Source organism: Janthinobacterium breve (assembly GCF_051380895.1).
Lineage (GTDB): Bacteria > Pseudomonadota > Gammaproteobacteria > Burkholderiales > Burkholderiaceae_D > Janthinobacterium.
In genome coordinates, this window is the sequence record NZ_JBNYXY010000004.1 from 458335 (window position 1) to 475800 (window position 17466).

The following is a 17466-nucleotide window of genomic DNA, read 5'->3' on the forward strand; positions in this document are numbered from 1 at the left end:
GGTGTACTGAGTACAGATAACGCTTGATGGCGCAGCAAGGCGTGGCGTATTATTTATGTACTGAGTACATATTTAGATTGAGTATATGAAAGTATCCATTCCGGCGACAGCGTTGCCTGTCATCTTCGCCACTGTCATCCTCGATGCCATCGGCATCGGCCTGATCTTCCCCATCCTGCCCGCGCTGCTGCAGGATGTCACGCATGCGGCCAACGTGGCGCCGTATATCGGCATCATGACGGCCCTGTACGCGCTGATGCAGTTCATTTTCGCGCCGGTGCTGGGAGCGCTGAGCGACCGCCTGGGCCGGCGTCCCGTGCTGCTGCTGTCGCTGGCGGGCGCGGCCGTCAATTACCTGTTCCTGGCCTTTGCACCCAGCCTGTGGATGCTGCTGCTGGGCCGCGCCATCGCGGGGCTGACCAGTGCCAACGTCTCCGTGGCCACGGCCTACATCACCGACATTTCTCTTGAAAACCAGCGGGCGCGCCGCTTCGGTCTGTTGAATGCCATGTTCGGCGCCGGCTTCATCATCGGCCCCGTGCTGGGCGGTGCGCTGGGTGATTACGGGCTGCGCCTGCCATTCATGGCGGCCGCCGTATTAAATACCTGCAACCTGCTGCTGGCGTTGTTGACGTTGCCAGAATCACGCCCGCCCACGCGCGGGAAAATCGACCTGGCGGCATTGAATCCCCTGCGCCCCTTGCGTTGGGTTTTCTCGGAGAAAAGCTTGCTGCCGATCACCGTCATCTTCTTTACCTTCAGCGCGGCCGGCGAAGTGTGTGGCGTGTGCTGGGCGCTGTGGGGCCACGATGCGTTCGAGTGGAATGGACTGTGGATCGGTCTGTCGCTGGGCGCCTTTGGCGTGTGCCAGGCGTTGGCCCAGGCCTTCTTGCCCGGCCCTGCCGTGAAACTGCTGGGCGAGCGCGCCACCATCCTGGCGGGCGTCGCCTGCGCCTGCCTGGCGCTGCTCGTCATGGCCTTCGCCACCCGCAGCTGGATGATCTTCGCCATCATGCCCGTGTTCGCCTTGGGCGGCCTCGGCGCGCCGGCCCTGCAGTCGCTGGCCACGCGCCAGGTTGCCGACGACCGGCAAGGCCAGTTCCAGGGCGTGCTGGCCTCGGCCGTGAGCCTGGCGTCCGTGTTGTGCCCGCTGGTGTTTTCCAGCATTTATTTTGGCGTCAGGGCGCACTGGCCCGGCGCCATCTGGCTCTCCGCCATCGTCGTGTACGCGGCGCTGGTGCCGCTCGTGCTGGGCTTGAATACCAGGACGCCAGCCCGCAAGCTGGCGTCCTGAACTGTCAATCCGGCGTGACCGGCACGGACTTAATGCGTGTGCGAGGCGCCGGTGGCGCTGCTGCCAGCCTGCCCGGTCATGGGCCGGTGTTCGGGCGGCATGCCGTCCTTGAACAATTGACGCAGTTGCTGGCGCAGCTCCGGCGTGTCGTGGTGATGGTGTACCGAGACCGCGTGTTCCACAGCAATGCCCAACAGTTCTTCCTCGCTGTCGGCCGAGATGGCCACCGAGCAATGCGTGTCGCTTGGGAATTCCCGGCAATCGATGAATTTGCGCGTCATGATCGACTCCTTTCTGAAAAGAGCGGGCACAGCACCCGCTCAATTCAGTATAGGCCGCAAACCAGCCTGGCCTAGGCGGCGCGGCTCTCGCCAGCTGCTTCGTCATCAAGACGGTGCACGGCGCGGCCACCCTGAGCCTGATGCGCCGCACCGGCGGAAAAATCGTCGACCTGTATCAAGCCGTCGACCAGGCGCGCATATTCCAGCAAGGTATTGTGCTCCTGGCAGCTGACGGAGCCTGCCGGCTTGGCCGCAGCCAGCCACTGTTGCATGGCGGACAGGCTTTGCGGCAGGTGCCTGAGGGCCGCCCCTGCGGGCGTGTCTTTCAGGCGTTTTTCGATGTGCAGCACCTCGGGCAGCAAGGCCAGCGCCCGCTCGGCGCAGGCCAGCGGGTCATTGGTGTCGCTGGCGACATAGGCGTCGGCCAGCAGGCGTTCGCGGTCGGCGCCTGGCGTTTGCATGGCCAGCGCCACTTCACTGCCGAGTTCGTCGGACGGCGGACGATGGGGCAGGCCGAAGGGCAAGAGCAGCATGCGCAGCAGCACCGCCAGCACGCGCGCGGGGAAGTTGTCGAGCACGCCCGTCAAGCCTTGCTGCGCCTTGACCAGCGCGTCTTGCAGCGACCAGTGCACATAAGGCAGGTCGGCTTCGGGCCGGCCATCGTCCTCGTAGCGCTTCAGCACCGACGAAGCCAGATACAGCTGCGCCAGCACGTCGCCAAGCCGGGCAGACAGCCGTTCGCGGCGCTTGAGTTCGCCACCGAGCACGAACATCGACATATCCGTCATGACGGCAAAGGCTGTCGACATGCGCGTCAGGGCGCGGTAGTAGGGCGCCAGTGCGGGCGCGCTGGCATCGGGCACGGCCGCCAGGCGCGCGCCACCCAGTCCGTACCACAGCCCTCTGGCCAGGTTGCCCAGCACAAAGCCCACGTGGCCAAAGAAGGCCGCATCAAAATCGCGCACGGCTTTGCGGCCATCGCTTTCGCTGACGGCGGCCATTTCCCTGAGTACATACGGGTGCGCGCGGATGGCGCCCTGGCCAAAGATGATCAGGCTGCGCGTGAGGATGTTGGCGCCTTCGACCGTGATGGCGATGGGGATTTGCTGGTAGGCGCTGGCGAGGAAATTGTTCGGCCCCACGCAGATGCCCTTGCCGCCCAGGATATCCATGCCGTCATTGACGAGCGCGCGTCCCCGTTCCGTGACGTGGTATTTGACGATGGCGGAAATGACGGCCGGCTTTTCGCCCAGGTCTACGGCGTGCGCAGCCAGAGTGCGGGCCGCGTCCATCAGGTACAGGTTGGCGCCCATGCGGGCCAGCGCTTCCTGCACCCCCTCAAATTTACCGATAGCCATGTTGAACTGGCGCCGCACGGCCGCATACGCGCCGGTGCCACGCGCGGCCATCTTGCCCATGCCCACGCTGGACGAGGGCAGCGAAATGGCGCGCCCGGCCGCCAGGCATTCCATCAGCATGCGCCAGCCTTTGCCCACTTGCGCCTGGCCGCCGATGACCCAGTCGATGGGGATGAAGACATCGTTACCAGAGGTCGGGCCGTTCTGGAATGCGGCGTTCAGGGGATGGTGGCGGCGGCCGATCACCACGCCGTCGTGGCTGGCGGGGATCAGGGCGCAAGTGATGCCGGGCGCATCGTTGTCGGAGAGCAAATGTTCGGGGTCGCTGGTCTGAAATGCCAGGCCCAGCAAGGTCGCCACGGGCGCCAGGGTGATGTAGCGCTTGTTCCAGCTGAGGCGGAAACCCACAGTGGCGCGGCCCTCATGCATGCCCATGCACACCACGCCCAGGTCGGGAATGGCGGCCGCATCGGAACCCGCATACGGGCTGGTCAGCGCAAAGCAGGGAATTTCGGTGCCGGCGGCCAATCGCGGCAGGTAATGGTTTTTCTGTTCTTCGGTACCGTAGTGCAACAGCAATTCGGCCGGCCCCAGCGAATTGGGCACCATCACGGTCACCGCCAGCGCCGAGCAGCGGCTCGACAATTTCATCACCACTTGCGAATGCATGTAGGCGGAGAACTGCTTGCCGCCGTATTGTTTCGGGATGATCATGCCGAGAAAACCCTGCGCCTTCATGTAGTCCCAGGCCTGGCGCGGCAAATCCTGCGCCTGCTGCGTTTCCCAGTCGTTGAGCAGTTCGCACAGGCGCTCGACGTCGTGGTCAAGGAAATGGCGTTCCTCGGCAGTGAGCTTGGCGCGGCCATACGCCAGCAGTTTTGGCCAGTCGGGCCGACCGGAAAACAGCTCGGCGTCCCACCAGGTGGTGCCGGCCTCGAGGGCGTCGCGCTCAGTCTCGGACATGGTCGGCAAGATGCGCTTGAACAGGGCCAGCAGGCCCGGAGCGAGCATGGCGCGGCGCACGGGGCCGGGCGCGAACAGTACAATCAGGCCCAGCAGGGCCACCAGCAGTATGATCGTCAGCATGCGATATCTCCCTGTGTAATAAGTACAGGGTAGGCCGATATGGCCGATGTTACTGTGCGGTACAGCGCATACGCACAACGCCAACCGCATGGGTTGGCGTTGTGCGGGAACAAGGTTCCCTTTGATTCACGGCGCTGGCGGTATTAGCGTTGCGGAACGACAATCACCGTGTCGCCCGTCTTGCCCTTCGCGCCGTCGTCGCCCTTGGCACCATCGTTGCCTTGAACACCATCGTTGCCTTGTGCGCCAGTGGCGCCCTTGGCGCCGTCATATCCGGCGGCACCGCTGTCGCCGGTCTGGCCCGCGGCGCCGGTCGCACCGGTTGCGCCGGCAGGGGCTTCAGCGCCCTTGGCACCCGTTGCGCCTGTTGGACCAGGCGCGCCGGCAGGGCCGGGAACGACTTGCACGACGGCTGGCGCTTCGCGCTGGCAAGCAGTCAGGGCGAGGGTAGAGGCGAGCGCGAGCAATATTAGGGTAATTTTCATGATGCATCCTTTGGCAGTGTGCCGTTATGTACGGAACGGCTCGACGGCGTCGGGCGCGAGTTTCGCATGGCGGTGTGACGGTAAGAGCTGACCAGGCGACCCGTCGGCCGTGTTGCGCAGGGCGCTGGCGGCGGGAAGGATATATGGTCTGCCTGCAGCATGTGCTCTTGGGCCGCCGCAGTCCGTACGTTTGCGTACACAGTGGTGGAATGGAAGGTTTTTGCTGAGGAACAAAAAGCCCACCGAGGGTTGGTTTTTTGTTATGTACTGCTGAATTATTGGTAGCCCGGGACGGAATCGAACCACTGAAACAAGGATTTTCAATTTCGATGTTGAGAGATATCAAATAGATCACATCTATATTTATCTTCGAGATGCTTCTTGAAATCAATAAGGTGCAATCAATCTGGCACCCTTAGAGTGCGGTGCACGCACATCAAACCATAGTTGATTAAGGGCAATGATCTCTTATTTTGGTCATCGGCTGCCGCATAAAAGGTAGACACTATCTACTGACCAGTCCGAGTGCCTCTTCGAAGCGAACGTCAACTTCGACGGCGTTTGCCCCTGATATCGATGGCACGAACGACCTCTAGTATCGGGATACTCTACAGTGGATATCCCGATCGTCGGCCGAATGGTTCGGCCCGCATTCCAATGTAGCGACTTTCCGTCTAAATGGTTTGGAAGAAATTTTTTCTGATAAAGGTCATTCAACCATGAAATTCTATTTTTTGACATGTCTATTGACACTCGCACTTGCCTCCGAAGCCGCTATGTCGTCCCCGACATTAGACGAAGTCAACACAGCATATGAGGCGAAAGATTACCCTGCGTCTTTAACGGGCTACGCGAAACTCGCTGCGGATGGTAATGCGGTGGCGCAGAACAAGTTGGGCGAGATGTACGCCAACGGCGTGGGTACTTCAAAAGATGAGCAACGTGCGGTTACATGGTATCGAAAAGCTGCGGAGCAGGGCTTGGCCGATGCGCAGCAGAACCTGGCCATAATGTACGGTAAAGGAAAGGGAGTTCCCCAGGATTGGCAGCAGGCTCTGGTTTGGAATCGCAAGGCGGCGGAGCAGGGCTACGCTCTAGGACAGTTTGTCATGGGAGTGATGTACGAATTCGCACATGGCGTTTCTAAGGATCCAGCGCAAGCTATCAGTTGGTATCGCAGAGCCGCCGAAAATGGGTATGCTCGCGCTCAATATCGTATGGGAACGGCAGCGGCAGACGGGTGGGGCATGCCTGAGGACGCACAGCAGGCGGTGACCTGGTATCGCAAGGCTGCTGAACAAGGGCATGCCAACGCACAGCTTGAATTGGGCTTAGCGTTCGCCAGTGGGGATGGTGTCCCGAAAGACGAGCAGCAAGCTGTGAGCTGGTATCGAAAAGCGGCGGCGCAGGGGAGTTCGCGTGGACAGTTCAGTTTGGCATTGGCTTATGCCCACGGTACAGGAGTCCTGCGTGACGAAGAGGAAGCCTCGACCTGGTATCGGAAGGCTGCGGAGCAAGGCTACGTCGATGCGCAATACAATCTGGGAGTGCTGTATGCCAGCAGTCGGGGGCCTACCAAGGATGAGAAGCAAGCGGTTAAATGGTATCGCCGAGCGGCAGATCAAGGCGATGCTGGCGCGCAGTACAATTTGAGCTTAATGTACCTTCACGGCAGAGGCGTCCCGCAGGATATTCAGCAAGCTTATTTCTGGTGCCTGTTATCTAGCTTCAGAGGCCATAAAGCCGCAACCCTATCCAGGCTACTTGCTTCCTTTGACAGCAATGAGACAGATGCGGCACATGAAAAAATGTTTGCAAAGGTTAAGGCATGGGTGCCAAGTACTGAATAGGCCTACGCCCTGATCTCAGGCGGTCGTGCTCGGTATGGTAGAGGATATTAACGCTGAGCAACAAGAGGAGCCGCCCGAAGTACGGTGGCCTGCCGCGTATCATAGATGGACCGGAGCAATATTTTAGAGTCTGTAGCGTCTGCAAACAAAAAGCCAACCCGAAGGTTGGCTTTTTTGTTATGTACTTCTGAATTCTTGGTGGCCCGGGGCGGAATCGAACCACCGACACAAGGATTTTCAATCCTCTGCTCTACCGACTGAGCTACCAGGCCAAGGCGGCGAATTATAGCAGAAAGACTTTCCACCTGACCAGAGCTAGCTGTGTTCAAATGCAACAGATGGCCAAAACATGGTGTTTTGGCATCCTTGTATGAGCTGAAGGGATGTGGCGATGCAGCGACGTATTGGAGTGCAAGGCCTGGCCGTGGCGGGCTTGTTCAGTTTGTTTTGCGGTGCGGCACGGGCCGATGGGCTGGCCGATTTGAATGCGGCGCTGGTGCGTTTGCAGGGGCAGTTGCCCATCAAGGCGCAGGTCGAATCGAAAACCTGGCGCCGCGAGGGCGAGGGCAAGGCGGCGGAAGAGGATAGCGGCCAGGCCACGGTGGCTGTCGAGGGCGGCCCGGCGGGCTTGCAGGTGCTCTACGGTAAGGATTTGCTGGCGAAAGTGGAAGCAGAGCAGCGCGCCAAGGTGAAGGATCCGAAGGTCAAGACGCCGATCGGCTTTGCGCTGGGGGAAATGAAGGCGACGGAGCTGCGCTCCATGGTGTCGGCGGCGGACGCCTTGTCGCGCGAAATCGAGGAAGCCGTGTTCAGCGGCGAGAAGATGGATAACTACAAGGGCAAGCCGGCGCGCCTGCTCAGCTTTACCTTGTCGCTCGACAAGGTGCCTGAAAAAGACCGCAAGTATGTGAAGAAGTTCGAAGGAGGCATCGAGGTGTGGATCGCTGCGGACGGTACGCCGCTGGCCAGCCATTTCCACGTGGATGTGAGCGGACGCGCCTTTGTCGTTATCAGCTTTACGCAAAAGACGGACGAGACGCGCCAGTATGGTGTCAGCGGTGACCATTTATTGCTGCTGCGCAAGGAAAGCCGGAACACCATGTCAGGCGCGGGAGAGAAAGTGGACAGCAAGATCGTCAAGACCTTGCAACTACAGTCCTGACTTGTTGAAGAACCCATAAGCCGCTGATCCAGCGGCTTTTTTACATGGCCGAGCTGCCGCCCAGGCCGCTCTTTTGCAGCACGCAGCGCCCCGCCTCGCAGGTGGCGCCCGGGTCCGTGACGATGGAGCAGGTCGACATCATGCCGTCCGCTTGCTGCTTGCGGCTCGCCTCGGCGTGTGCCTGGACCAGTGCCTTGAGTTTCTTGCCGTCATGCTCCTTGCTGGACCAGGCCAGGTAGCGCTCGGGTCCGCCGCACGCCTTGGCACCGATGGCGATGGTTTGGCATTGCTGGGTGGAATCGCAGGCAGCGCTGCCCACTTCCGCCTGGATCTGCGCCAGCAAGCCGGCATTGCCGGGGGCGGGCGGCGCATCATTTTGTGCGGGGGCGCTGCCGCAGGCGCTGGCAGCCAGCAGCAGGAAGCTGGCGCACGCGGCGCGCAGCAGTGGCAACAGGGTGGGGTAGGTGGGCGTTTGCATGCCCTCATCATGTGCCACGCTTGCCCAAATGGCAAGCTCGATTCGCACTTGGCCAGAACCTTGATCTCGGTCATTTTCCTTATTAACTAGTCAAAGTTAATATAAATCAACATCCAATCAGTGATGTACGGGTGGCAACCGGGCCGGCGTGCTGCATTCCCGCGCTGGCGCGTGCCGCCGATTCGGGAATGTTTCCAGGAGTTAGACTATGCGCCGCACCCTATCCCCCTTTGTCTTCATCGCCAGCCTGGCTTTTGGCGGTGCTCTTCATGCCGCCGAGAAAGAGCCGATCCAGCCGATCACTGCCGCCAAGGTAGCCAATCCGGCAATGGTCGAGCTGGGTAAAAAGCTGTTTTTCGACCCGCGCCTGTCGCGCTCGGGCTTCATTTCCTGCAACAGCTGCCATAACCTGAGCATGGGCGGCACGGACAATATCAAGACGTCGATTGGCCACAACTGGCAGCGGGGGCCCATCAATTCGCCCACGGTGCTCAATTCCAGCATGAACGTGGCGCAATTCTGGGATGGCCGCGCCAAGGACTTGCAGGAGCAGGCGGGCGGCCCCATCGCCAATCCCGGCGAGATGGCTTTTACGCATGAACTGGCCATCGATGTGCTGGCCTCGATTCCCGCCTACCGCGCGGAGTTCAGGCAAGTGTTTGGCCAGGATAAGCTGACCATCGAGCAAGTCACGCGCGCCATCGCCGCTTTTGAGGAAGTGCTGGTGACCCCCGGTGCGCGCTTTGACCAATGGCTGATGGGCAAGAAAAGCGCGCTGACGAAAGACGAGCTGGCCGGCTACCAGCTGTTCAAGTCCAGCGGCTGTATCGCCTGTCATAACGGTCCCGCCGTGGGCGGCAACACCTTCCAGAAAATGGGCGTGGTGGAACCGTACAAAACGGCGATGACGGCGCAAGGGCGCTCGGCCGTGACGGGCAAGGATGCGGACCGCTTCAACTTCAAGGTGCCCACCCTGCGCAACGTGGAACTGACCTACCCCTACTTCCACGATGGCGAAGCGGCAACTCTGACGCAAGCCGTCGATGTGATGGGCCGTTTGCAACTGGGCCGCACGTTTACGCCCGATGAAAATGCCAGGCTGGTGGCTTTCCTGAAGACCTTGACGGGAACGCAGCCGCACATCGTGCTGCCGATCCTGCCGCCATCGTCGGACACGACGCCGCGGCCGGTGCCGTTTGACTGAGTGCGCTGCATATAAAAAATGCCCGCGTGAAAGCGGGCATTGGAGGTTTATTTCAGCGTGCGCTGGAACAACTGATAAATCCTGCGGTACTCGTCATACCACGCTTCCGGCTGCACGAAGCCGTGGCGCTCCATGGGGTAGCTGGCCATTTCCCAGTTATCCTTTTTGAGCTCGATCAAGCGCTGCGACAGGCGCACGGAATCCTGGTAAAACACGTTGTCGTCGATCATGCCGTGGGCAATCAGGAGATTGCCCGTCAGCTTGTCGGCGTATTCGATCGGCGACGAGATTTTGTACGCCTGCGGATCGATGTCCGGCGTGTTCAGGATATTCGCCGTGTACTCGTGGTTGTAGGTGGTCCAGTCGGTCACGGGGCGCAGGGCGGCGCCCGATTTGAACACGTCCGGCGCGCGCATCAGGGCCATCAGGCTCATGAAGCCGCCATAGCTGCCGCCATAGATGCCCACATTCTTGATATCGCCCTGGTGCTGCTGTGCCAGCCAATTGGCGCCGTCGATGAAATCTTCCAGTTCCGGGTGGCCCATCTGGCGGTAGATGGCCGTGCGCCAGGCGCTGCCGTAACCGAGTGAGGCGCGGTAGTCGACGTCGAGCACGATATAACCTTGCTCCACCAGCAGGTTGTGGAACATTTGTTCGCGGAAGTAGACGGGGTAGCGTTCGGTCACGTTCTGCAGGTAGCCGGCGCCGTGGGCGAACATGACGATCGGATACTGTTTTCCCGCTTCCAGTTGCGCCGGGCGATACAGCTTGGCCCAGATCGGCGCCGCGCCATGCGTGGACGGCACTTGCACCAGTTGCGGCATGACCCAGCTGCGCGCCTTGAAGGCGTCGCTACGCGTATCTGTCAGGACATTCGCCTTGCCGCCAGTGACAGAAACGGTGGCCAGCTGGGCCGGCACATAGCTGGTGGAATAGCGCAGCAGCAGCTTGCCGCTATCGGGCGACAGGCCGAAGTTTTCCACGCCCTTCAAGTTTGTCACTTCGCGCGCGCCGCCTTCCCTGGCCGTGCTGGCGCACACTTCATAGGTGCCAGGCGCCTGCCGGTTGCACAGAAAATAGGCGTGCTTGCCGTCGCGGCTCCACTCGACGGCGCTTACTTCCCACTGGCCTTGCGTCAACGCGCGCGCGGGAGCCGCGCCCGTTTTCGTGTACAGGTGGGCGTAGCCGCTTTCCTCGGACAGATACCACAGGGTGGCGTTGTCGGGCAGCCAGCCGAATTCGTCGGCGCGGCGGTTGACCCAGGCCGCGTCGCTGATGCGGTGCACGGGCACGAGGGCGCCATTGGCCAGGTCGACATTGGCAATCCAGCCGTCCTTGTTGTCGATGGCGCGGATGCGCACGGCGACCTTGGAACCGTCATCGGTCCAGGCGATGCCGTCGCGCTGGGCGTCGATGCGCACGGGGCGGTTGCCCTTCAATGGCGGCAGCTTCTGTCCGGCGCGCAGCTCGGCCAGCGGGTCCACGGCGATGCCGGGCAGGCTGTCGAATGCGATGTCGCGTATCTGGCCCGTGCGCAGGTCGGCCAGTTTCAGGCTTTGCGCGATCGGCATGTTGCGGCCCACGCGCGTACGCTCGTCATCCACGTCCGGGTAGCCCGTTTCCGTGACGTAGCGGGCCAGTTTGCCCAGCTTGCCTTTTTCTGCGGCCTTGTCTTGCGTGACGAATAGCAGCCAGCGGCCGTCCGGCGACAGGGCGCTGCCGGAAATCGTGACTTTCTCGCCCAGGTAGATCGGTTCCGGCGCGCGCGTGTTGTCCAGGCGGCGCTCTTCCTGGCGTCGCTCGCGGCTCGTATCGCGGTCTTCCTTCTGGCGCGCCAGGTTGACGATCAGGCGCAACTGCAGGTCGCGCAGGGCATCCGCTTCCGGCTTGGCATCCGGGTCCTTGGCCGCGCGCAGCAGGGCCACGGGGGCGCTCAGGCGGTCAAGGCGGTTCCAGCTGAACCAGTCGGTGCCGCTGCGGTACTGCACCGCGCCGCCGTCGGCGGAATATTGCGGGTCGCTGATGGCGGAGACGCCGCGCGTGATCTGGATCAAGGCGCCGCTTTTCAGGTCGCGTTCGAACAAGTCGCCGTTGCGCAGCAGGATAGCGCGCGTGCCGGCCCGGTTGACGACCATCTGCTGGCCATCGAGATTGGCCAGTTGCGCATCGTCGACCTTCTTGCCGCTATTGAGCTTGGCGTTCGAACCAGGCAATTGATAGGTATCGCGCAGGGGCGAGCCGAGGCGTTTTTGCTTGTAGTACAGCTGGCCATTCCAGCCCCACCATGCCGCTTCGACTTGTGTGCCGATCCAGTCGGGATCGGCCATGGCCTGGTCCAGGGTGATGGGCGTGGGCGTGGGCGCGGTGGATGTGGCCGCATGGGCGGCGGGCAGCAGAGATAGCAGCAGGAGCGGCAGCAGGGGAAGAACCAGACGCATCGGGGATCACTTTAATCAATGGGGATGGTAAAGGTACAGGCTATGAGGCCGGTATTCTAGCGGAGGAGTTTCGTGGGGGAAATGCCGTAAAGCTAACGCCGTTCGGCCAGCCAGGTCATGAAGTCGGGCAAGGACATGGGCCGCGCATACAGATAGCCCTGCAAGCCGTCGCAATCGTGGGCGACCAGGAAGTCGGCCTGCTCCTGCGTTTCCACGCCTTCGGCCACCACGCGCAAGCCCAGGTGGCGCGCCATGGCCAGGATCGCTTGCACGATGGCCGTGTCGTGTGGCGTGTCGTCGATGAAGCGCTTGTCGATTTTGAGTTCGTACAGCGGCATCGAGGTCAGGTAGGCGAGGCTGGAATAGCCGGTGCCGAAATCATCGATGGAAAAGCGGATGCCCAGGGCCGCCAGTTCGCGCATGCGCGCCAGCGAGGCGTCGCGCTGGTCGATCAGCAAGCCTTCCGTCAATTCCAGGATCAGGGCGCCGGCCGGCGTGCCGTGCTCGGCCAGCGCCGCCTGCACGCGGGCGGAGAAATCGGGCTGGCGGAACTGGGCCGGACTGACGTTCACGGACAGCGCCACGGGCGATCCTGCCTGCGCCAGCAGGCTGGCGGCGCGGCACGCTTCGCGCAAGGCCCAGTGCCCGAGCCTGACGATCAGCCCCGATTCCTCGGCGATGGGGATGAAGACGCCGGGCCCGATGTGCGTGCCGTCCTCCTGCGGCCAGCGCATCAGCAATTCGGCGCCCGTCACCCGGCCGTGGCGGTCGACCTGGGGCTGCACGTGCATGCATAGTTCATGGTCAGCGAGGGCGCGCGCCAGCGCCCGTTCCAAGGTCAGGCGGCGCTCCACGCCCGCCTGCATGGCCGTTTCAAAGAAGGCGATGCCGTTGCGTCCTTCCGCCTTGGCGCGGTACATGGCGATGTCCGCTTCGCGCAGCAGGTCATGCGCCTGCTGGCCCGCCTTTGGCAGCAGGGTCACGCCGATGCTGGCGCTGCAATGATAGGACTGCCCGCCGATCTCGAAGTCGCGCGCGATGGCGGCGCGGATTTTCTCGGCCACCTGGGCTGCCGCATGGGCGGCGCCATTCAGGTCATCGGCCAGGTGCGCCAGCAGCACGACGAATTCGTCGCCGCCGATGCGCGCCACCGTGTCGGCCTTGCGCATCTGCTGCGCCAGCCGTTCGCCCGCCAGGCGCAGCAGCGCGTCGCCGGTGGCATGGCCGCGCGCGTCGTTGATGTGCTTGAAGTGGTCGAGGTCGATGAACATCAGCGCACTGATTGTATTGTCGCGCGGCGCGGCGGCCAGCAAATGGGCGATGCGGTCCATCAGCAGGCGCCGGTTGGGCAAGCCCGTCAGCACGTCGTAGAAGGCCAGGCGGTGGATGTCCGCTTCCGATCGCTTGCGCTCGTCGATTTCGCGCTCGACGGCCACCCAGTGCGTCTGCCTGCCGTCCGCATCCGTAAACGGCACCAGTTCGGCCTCGACCCAGTACGCCTTGCCGGCCTTGTTGTAGTTCAGCAACTCCGCCCTGGCCGGCTGGGCGCGGGCCATGGCGGCGGCGACGCGCGCCAGTTCGCCCGCATCGGTGGCGGGGCCCTGCTGGAACAGCAGGCTGCGGCCCAGCACCTCGGCGCGCGCATAGCCGCTGCTGCGCTTGAAGGCGTCGTTGACGAAGATGATGCGCGTGGCCGGTATCGCGCCGGGGCCGGGCGGCGCATCCGCCACGTCGGCCACTTCGGCGATCATCACCATGTCGTTCAGGCGGGCCAGCGCCGTGGCTGTCAAGCGCAGCTCGGCGTTGCGTTGCGACAGGGCCTGGCTGCTGTCTTCCAGGTGGCGCAGCAGGAAGGCGCAGGAGAGAGTCAGCACTGCAGCGATAAACAGGAAGTTCAGGGCCACGATCAGCGCGCGCAGCACGGGAGAATCGGGCGTGCCCGGCAGGTGCAGGGCGACGTCGGGATGCAGGCCGAGAAAAAAGATGGTCAGCGAGGTCAGGGCCAGCGTCGACAAGGCTGGCCGCATGCCCAGCAGCAGTGCCGCCAGCACGGGCATGAGCATCATGTAGATCTGGCTGACGGGGCCGATTTTCAGCAGCAGGCCCACGCCCACCAGGTAGGCGACGATGAGGAATTGCCACACGCGCCAGCGGTAGGGCATGGCGCGCAGATGCCAGATGACGCTCACCCAGCCGATGGCCAGCAAGTCGAGGACGACAATGGACCAGATAGCTTCGCTCGCGGCCAGCAGCGCGCTGGGAATGGCCGTCACGAAGCCAAGCAGCAGCACCACCTGCAGCAGGCGGTTAAAGACCTGGCCGCGCCAGTGCGCGAGATCGTTCGACGCCGCCACGCTGCCGTCCTTTCTCCAGAATGCCGTGTAACCGTACTGAGCAGTAGGTTGATTAAATACTACGCGCTATCTTTCTCCATGTCATCTTGATCATTCATCATGATTGCCGGCGTTCAGCGTTCAACCTTGTCGACGGATTCATTGATCCATTGGTAGGGCATGATCACCTTGCTGGCGACAGGCTTGCCGTCCAGCGTTTCGGGCTGGAAGGCGCACTGGGCCAGCGCATCGCGGGCCGCCTGGTCGAGGGCGGGATAGCCGCTGGAGCGGATGACTGCCGCTTTGCTGACCTTGCCGTCCGCTTCCACCGTGAAGTGCAATGTCACTCTGCCTTGAGCGCCGCGGCGTTTCTCGCCCAGGCCAGGCTGGCGGGGTGCAGCCGGCCGGCATGCTGGCCGGCACGCGCACGGCCGGTGTCGAGAGGGACGCCGACGTGGCCGTGTGACAGCCTGGCAAGAGGATGGCGAGGCAGGCGGTGGCCAGCAGGTTGCTGGCAGAGAAAGGGGACAGGCGATAGGGCAAGAGAGGACTCCATATTGGGCACAAAAAAAAGCCAGCCTTTCGGCTGGCGCTGTGGGGTGAAGCGCACACTGGCGCTTCGAAGCGGCGCTTATTTCTTGGGCGCGCTCAGGCATTCTTTCATGAACGCCTTGCGCGCGTCGCCCTTCATGTCCTTGGCGTCGGCATTGCACGCTTTCATCTTGTTTTGCTGCGTCATGGCAGGTGCCGGCTTGGCGCTCAGGCATTCCTTCATGAAGGTTTTGCGCTCATCGCCTTTCTTGCCGGCGGCATCGGCATTGCAAGTGGTCATTTTTGACTGTTGCGCCGTCTTGGCGACGGGGGCCGCTTCCGGTGCGGCGGCAAAGGCGGTGCTGGCAAACGCGGCAGCGATGCAGAGGGCGAATAATTGTTTCATGGCAAATCCTTGTAGACGCAGGCGATGGAAGGGGACATGCAATCGGCAGTTCACTGCCGATATGCAGAACGTAACTAACTATATGACATTTATCAACAAAATTTCCAATCGAGTGTGTCTTTTTGTTACTGCCAGGCGCCAAGCGTCCACCGGCTGGCCCGGGCAGTCATTCTGCGGCGGCAGCGGCCCTGTTTTTTGCTATGCTAGCGTCTTTCCACCGGCCGATGCCGCTGTCTTGGCCGGCGCACCCTCAATACGGAGTAGTTATGGTCTCGTTGCAAGAGCAGTTTTTAAAGGCCGGCCTGGTCGACAAGAAGAAGGTCAAACTGGCCAACCAGGACAAGAGCAAGCAAAAAAAGGACGAGCGCAAGAGCGGCACGCAAAGTGTCGATGAGGTGCGCCTTGCCGCCCTGGAGACGCAGCGCAAGAACGCCGAACGTGCGCGTGAACTGAACGCCCAGCGCGACGCGGCCGCCAACCAGAAGGCCATCGTGGCGCAGATTGCGCAAATGGTGCAAAAGAACCGTCAAAGCAAGGGCAACCACGGCGACGTGCCGTACAACTTCACGTTCAACAACAAGATCGAGCGCATCTACGTGACGGCGGCTGTGCAAGCCCACCTGGTGGCGGGCCGTTTGGTGATCGTCTGCCTGGGCGGCGCCGTGGAACTGGTGCCGCGCATCATCGCCGACAAGATCGCCGAACGCGATCCCGCCATCGTCGTACGCGTGAAACAGGCCAGCACGGAAGTGGACGAGGACGATCCGTACGCGGCGTTCCAGATTCCTGATGATTTGATGTGGTAAGGAGGCGATTTCCCGGCGCCAGGTGCGTTGGATGATGGTAGCGAGCGGGCCGGAAACGGCTCGTTCAGGACGGCGTTTATAACAGCGCCAGATCCGTTTTCCCGTAAGATTGTGGCGCCGCCCGAATGTGGCATACTCGATCGAGCGGGCCGTCAGGCCGCCCAGTTGCGACCGGCTTCTGTTTCGGCTGCCTCCCGTGACACCCTGCGTCCTTCGTTAGCCAGAGTTATCAACATGCGTATGCGAAAAAAATCTGACCTTCCGACCAAACGCTGTCAGCAATGCCAGTTGTCGTTTGCATGGCGTAAAAAATGGGAAAAGGTCTGGGACGAGGTGAAATACTGTTCAGATCGCTGTCGCCAGGATAGCAAGCGTCAGACATGAATACCGCCCCCGTCGCAAGGTCGGCACAAACGCATATTTACTGGTTCCGCAATGACTTGCGGCTCGAGGATAATCCGGCCTTGCGCCAGGCCTGCCAACGCGCCGGCCATCTGTTGTTTGTGTATTGCCATCGCAGCGCGTCGGTCGCGACGCGCTGGAATGTGTCGCGCACCAGCCCGCATCGCCAGCATTTTCTCCGGTCGGGTCTGACGGACTTGGCGACGCAGCTGGTGTCGCACGGCAGTCAGTTGCTGGAGGTCGAGGGCGACCCCGCCCAGGTGTTGTTGGCACTGGCGCATTCCATCGGCGCGACGACTATCCATTGCGAGGAGATTGCCGCGCCAGAAGAGCAGGGCGACCTTGCCGCACTGCGTGCTGCTGGCCTGACAGTAGAAGCGCTGTGGCAATCGAGCTTGCTCGATCCGGCCGCGCTGCCGTTTCCGTGCGCTGCCTTGCCCGATGTATTCACCAACTTCCGTATACTTATAGAGCGAGAGCAGGTGGCGCCGTCGGCCCCGCTCGCGCGGCCGACGACAATTCCGCCCTTGCCGCCGACCTTCGAAGCACTGGCTGAAACCTGGGCAGTGGTGCCGTACGTGCTCCAGGACGCGCATCTTGCCACCGCACGGTCGTCGTTCCCGTACGCGCTACCGGCTTTTTATGGTGGCCCGAGTGCCGCCACTGAACATCTGCGCCAGTATTTCGGTGGCGAGCTGGCACACACCTACAAGCTCTCACGCAATGGTTTGACCGGCGTGGACTATTCCACCAAATTTTCTCCATGGCTAGCCTGCGGCGCGCTATCCGCGCGCGTGGTGTGCGCCGCACTCAGGCAATTTGAAGCAGAGCATGGTGCCAACGACAGCACTTACTGGATCTGGTTTGAATTGATGTGGCGCGACTATTTTCGCTTTCTGCACCTGCAGCATGGGGGCGCGCTGTACCGTGCGGAAGGCTTGAGCAGCCTGAGCCAGCCCAGTCACGATGCGCATCGATTCGAAGCATGGTGCCAAGCCCGCACCAGTGAACCGCTTGTCAATGCGGGCATGACCGAGCTCAGTGCCACCGGTTATCTCTCCAACCGGCTGCGTCAAATTGTTGCCAGTTACTTGGTGCACGATCTGGGCTGCGATTGGCGCGCCGGCGCTGCCTGGTTTGAAGCGCAACTGATCGACTACGACGTTTACAGCAATCAGGGTAACTGGCTGTACGTTGCCGGCCGAGGGACCGACCCGCGCAATGGGCGACGGTTCAACCTGCAAAAGCAAATGCGTGACCATGATCCAGACGGGGCCTATCGGCGCCTCTGGGGGACGCAAGGCACGGCGCAGGTCGAGCTGAAGTGAGGGATGTCAACGGGGTGCAGCTTT

The 17466-nt window shown here is 62.0% G+C and carries 16 protein-coding genes and 1 tRNA gene; 8 read left to right on the top strand and 9 right to left on the bottom strand.

The window, feature by feature from the left end; translation table 11 throughout:
• The first annotated feature begins 85 nt into the window (after positions 1-85).
• Positions 86-1294: a TCR/Tet family MFS transporter gene (locus ACQ4W0_RS10105; protein WP_436576601.1), complete on the top strand. Its 1209-nt coding sequence runs from the start codon at positions 86-88 to the stop codon at positions 1292-1294.
• Between the two features lie 29 nt (positions 1295-1323).
• On the opposite strand, the gene ACQ4W0_RS10110 is transcribed toward ACQ4W0_RS10105, so the two are convergent.
• From ACQ4W0_RS10110 to ACQ4W0_RS10120, 3 genes are all read right to left on the bottom strand, one after another.
• Positions 1324-1575, bottom strand: coding sequence for a DUF1059 domain-containing protein (locus ACQ4W0_RS10110; RefSeq protein WP_436576602.1), 252 nt, complete (start codon positions 1573-1575; stop codon positions 1324-1326).
• Between the two features lie 71 nt (positions 1576-1646).
• The gene (locus tag ACQ4W0_RS10115; protein ID WP_436576603.1) at positions 1647-4019 is read right to left on the bottom strand and encodes an acyl-CoA dehydrogenase; all 2373 of its coding nucleotides are present in this window, start codon (positions 4017-4019) and stop codon (positions 1647-1649) included.
• Positions 4020-4162: 143 nt separating this feature from the next.
• Complete coding sequence (locus ACQ4W0_RS10120) at positions 4163-4504, bottom strand: collagen-like protein (RefSeq protein ID WP_436576604.1); 342 nt, start codon at positions 4502-4504, stop codon at positions 4163-4165.
• 719 nt (positions 4505-5223) lie between these two features.
• Between ACQ4W0_RS10120 and ACQ4W0_RS10125 the strand changes: the two genes are divergently transcribed.
• On the top strand, positions 5224-6354 hold the full coding sequence (locus ACQ4W0_RS10125; protein WP_436576605.1) for an SEL1-like repeat protein: 1131 nt from the start codon (positions 5224-5226) through the stop codon (positions 6352-6354).
• A 196-nt stretch (positions 6355-6550) separates the two neighbouring features.
• Here ACQ4W0_RS10125 and ACQ4W0_RS10130 read toward each other — a convergent pair.
• Positions 6551-6626, bottom strand: a tRNA-Phe gene (locus tag ACQ4W0_RS10130).
• A 119-nt stretch (positions 6627-6745) separates the two neighbouring features.
• Here ACQ4W0_RS10130 and ACQ4W0_RS10135 point away from each other — a divergent pair.
• Positions 6746-7516, top strand: a complete 771-nt coding sequence (locus ACQ4W0_RS10135; RefSeq protein ID WP_436576606.1) for a hypothetical protein — start codon at positions 6746-6748, stop codon at positions 7514-7516.
• 40 nt (positions 7517-7556) lie between these two features.
• On the opposite strand, the gene ACQ4W0_RS10140 is transcribed toward ACQ4W0_RS10135, so the two are convergent.
• The gene (locus tag ACQ4W0_RS10140; RefSeq protein ID WP_436576607.1) at positions 7557-7994 is read right to left on the bottom strand and encodes a hypothetical protein; all 438 of its coding nucleotides are present in this window, start codon (positions 7992-7994) and stop codon (positions 7557-7559) included.
• A 208-nt stretch (positions 7995-8202) separates the two neighbouring features.
• Here ACQ4W0_RS10140 and ACQ4W0_RS10145 point away from each other — a divergent pair, with 208 nt between their 5' ends.
• On the top strand, positions 8203-9198 hold the full coding sequence (locus ACQ4W0_RS10145; protein WP_436576608.1) for a cytochrome-c peroxidase: 996 nt from the start codon (positions 8203-8205) through the stop codon (positions 9196-9198).
• 47 nt (positions 9199-9245) lie between these two features.
• Here the strand turns inward: ACQ4W0_RS10145 and ACQ4W0_RS10150 are convergent, their stop codons facing one another.
• The 3 genes from ACQ4W0_RS10150 to ACQ4W0_RS10160 all read right to left on the bottom strand — a co-directional run bounded on the left by ACQ4W0_RS10150 (position 9246) and on the right by ACQ4W0_RS10160 (position 14316).
• Positions 9246-11636, bottom strand: coding sequence for a S9 family peptidase (locus tag ACQ4W0_RS10150; protein WP_436576609.1), 2391 nt, complete (start codon positions 11634-11636; stop codon positions 9246-9248).
• Positions 11637-11728: 92 nt separating this feature from the next.
• Positions 11729-13990: a putative bifunctional diguanylate cyclase/phosphodiesterase gene (locus ACQ4W0_RS10155; protein WP_436576610.1), complete on the bottom strand. Its 2262-nt coding sequence runs from the start codon at positions 13988-13990 to the stop codon at positions 11729-11731.
• 113 nt (positions 13991-14103) lie between these two features.
• Positions 14104-14316: an energy transducer TonB gene (locus ACQ4W0_RS10160; RefSeq protein WP_436576611.1), complete on the bottom strand. Its 213-nt coding sequence runs from the start codon at positions 14314-14316 to the stop codon at positions 14104-14106.
• On the opposite strand from ACQ4W0_RS10160, the gene ACQ4W0_RS10165 reads away from it, so the two are divergent.
• On the top strand, positions 14310-14435 hold the full coding sequence (locus tag ACQ4W0_RS10165) for a hypothetical protein (RefSeq protein ID WP_436576612.1): 126 nt from the start codon (positions 14310-14312) through the stop codon (positions 14433-14435). The two genes, ACQ4W0_RS10160 and ACQ4W0_RS10165, sit on opposite strands and share 7 nt — an antisense overlap.
• A gap of 165 nt (positions 14436-14600) precedes the next feature.
• On the opposite strand, the gene ACQ4W0_RS10170 is transcribed toward ACQ4W0_RS10165, so the two are convergent.
• Entirely contained in the window at positions 14601-14906 is a 306-nt protein-coding gene (locus ACQ4W0_RS10170; protein WP_436576613.1) for a PsiF family protein, read from the bottom strand.
• Positions 14907-15172: 266 nt separating this feature from the next.
• Here ACQ4W0_RS10170 and ACQ4W0_RS10175 point away from each other — a divergent pair, with 266 nt between their 5' ends.
• The 3 genes from ACQ4W0_RS10175 to ACQ4W0_RS10185 all read left to right on the top strand — a co-directional run bounded on the left by ACQ4W0_RS10175 (position 15173) and on the right by ACQ4W0_RS10185 (position 17442).
• Positions 15173-15712: a DUF2058 domain-containing protein gene (locus ACQ4W0_RS10175; protein WP_436576614.1), complete on the top strand. Its 540-nt coding sequence runs from the start codon at positions 15173-15175 to the stop codon at positions 15710-15712.
• A gap of 240 nt (positions 15713-15952) precedes the next feature.
• Positions 15953-16096 (top strand): DUF2256 domain-containing protein, encoded by a 144-nt coding sequence (locus tag ACQ4W0_RS10180; RefSeq protein WP_306821383.1) that lies wholly within the window; start codon positions 15953-15955, stop codon positions 16094-16096.
• Positions 16093-17442: a DASH family cryptochrome gene (locus tag ACQ4W0_RS10185; protein ID WP_436576615.1), complete on the top strand. Its 1350-nt coding sequence runs from the start codon at positions 16093-16095 to the stop codon at positions 17440-17442. The genes ACQ4W0_RS10180 and ACQ4W0_RS10185 overlap by 4 nt, the downstream gene beginning before the upstream one ends.
• Positions 17443-17466 lie beyond the last annotated feature (24 nt).

Excerpts from the sequence above, each read along its gene's own strand:
- ACQ4W0_RS10125 (WP_436576605.1), top strand. The coding sequence starts at position 5,224 with ATGAAATTCTATTTTTTGACATGTCTATTGACACTCGCACTTGCCTCC.
- ACQ4W0_RS10120 (WP_436576604.1), bottom strand. The coding sequence starts at position 4,504 with ATGAAAATTACCCTAATATTGCTCGCGCTCGCCTCTACCCTCGCCCTG.
- ACQ4W0_RS10185 (WP_436576615.1), top strand. The coding sequence starts at position 16,093 with ATGAATACCGCCCCCGTCGCAAGGTCGGCACAAACGCATATTTACTGG.
- ACQ4W0_RS10170 (WP_436576613.1), bottom strand. The coding sequence starts at position 14,906 with ATGAAACAATTATTCGCCCTCTGCATCGCTGCCGCGTTTGCCAGCACC.
- ACQ4W0_RS10110 (WP_436576602.1), bottom strand. The coding sequence starts at position 1,575 with ATGACGCGCAAATTCATCGATTGCCGGGAATTCCCAAGCGACACGCAT.
- ACQ4W0_RS10180 (WP_306821383.1), top strand. The coding sequence starts at position 15,953 with ATGCGAAAAAAATCTGACCTTCCGACCAAACGCTGTCAGCAATGCCAG.
- ACQ4W0_RS10135 (WP_436576606.1), top strand. The coding sequence starts at position 6,746 with ATGCAGCGACGTATTGGAGTGCAAGGCCTGGCCGTGGCGGGCTTGTTC.
- ACQ4W0_RS10165 (WP_436576612.1), top strand. The coding sequence starts at position 14,310 with ATGTCACTCTGCCTTGAGCGCCGCGGCGTTTCTCGCCCAGGCCAGGCT.
- ACQ4W0_RS10115 (WP_436576603.1), bottom strand. The coding sequence starts at position 4,019 with ATGCTGACGATCATACTGCTGGTGGCCCTGCTGGGCCTGATTGTACTG.
- ACQ4W0_RS10105 (WP_436576601.1), top strand. The coding sequence starts at position 86 with ATGAAAGTATCCATTCCGGCGACAGCGTTGCCTGTCATCTTCGCCACT.
- ACQ4W0_RS10175 (WP_436576614.1), top strand. The coding sequence starts at position 15,173 with ATGGTCTCGTTGCAAGAGCAGTTTTTAAAGGCCGGCCTGGTCGACAAG.
- ACQ4W0_RS10150 (WP_436576609.1), bottom strand. The coding sequence starts at position 11,636 with ATGCGTCTGGTTCTTCCCCTGCTGCCGCTCCTGCTGCTATCTCTGCTG.
- ACQ4W0_RS10140 (WP_436576607.1), bottom strand. The coding sequence starts at position 7,994 with ATGCAAACGCCCACCTACCCCACCCTGTTGCCACTGCTGCGCGCCGCG.
- ACQ4W0_RS10145 (WP_436576608.1), top strand. The coding sequence starts at position 8,203 with ATGCGCCGCACCCTATCCCCCTTTGTCTTCATCGCCAGCCTGGCTTTT.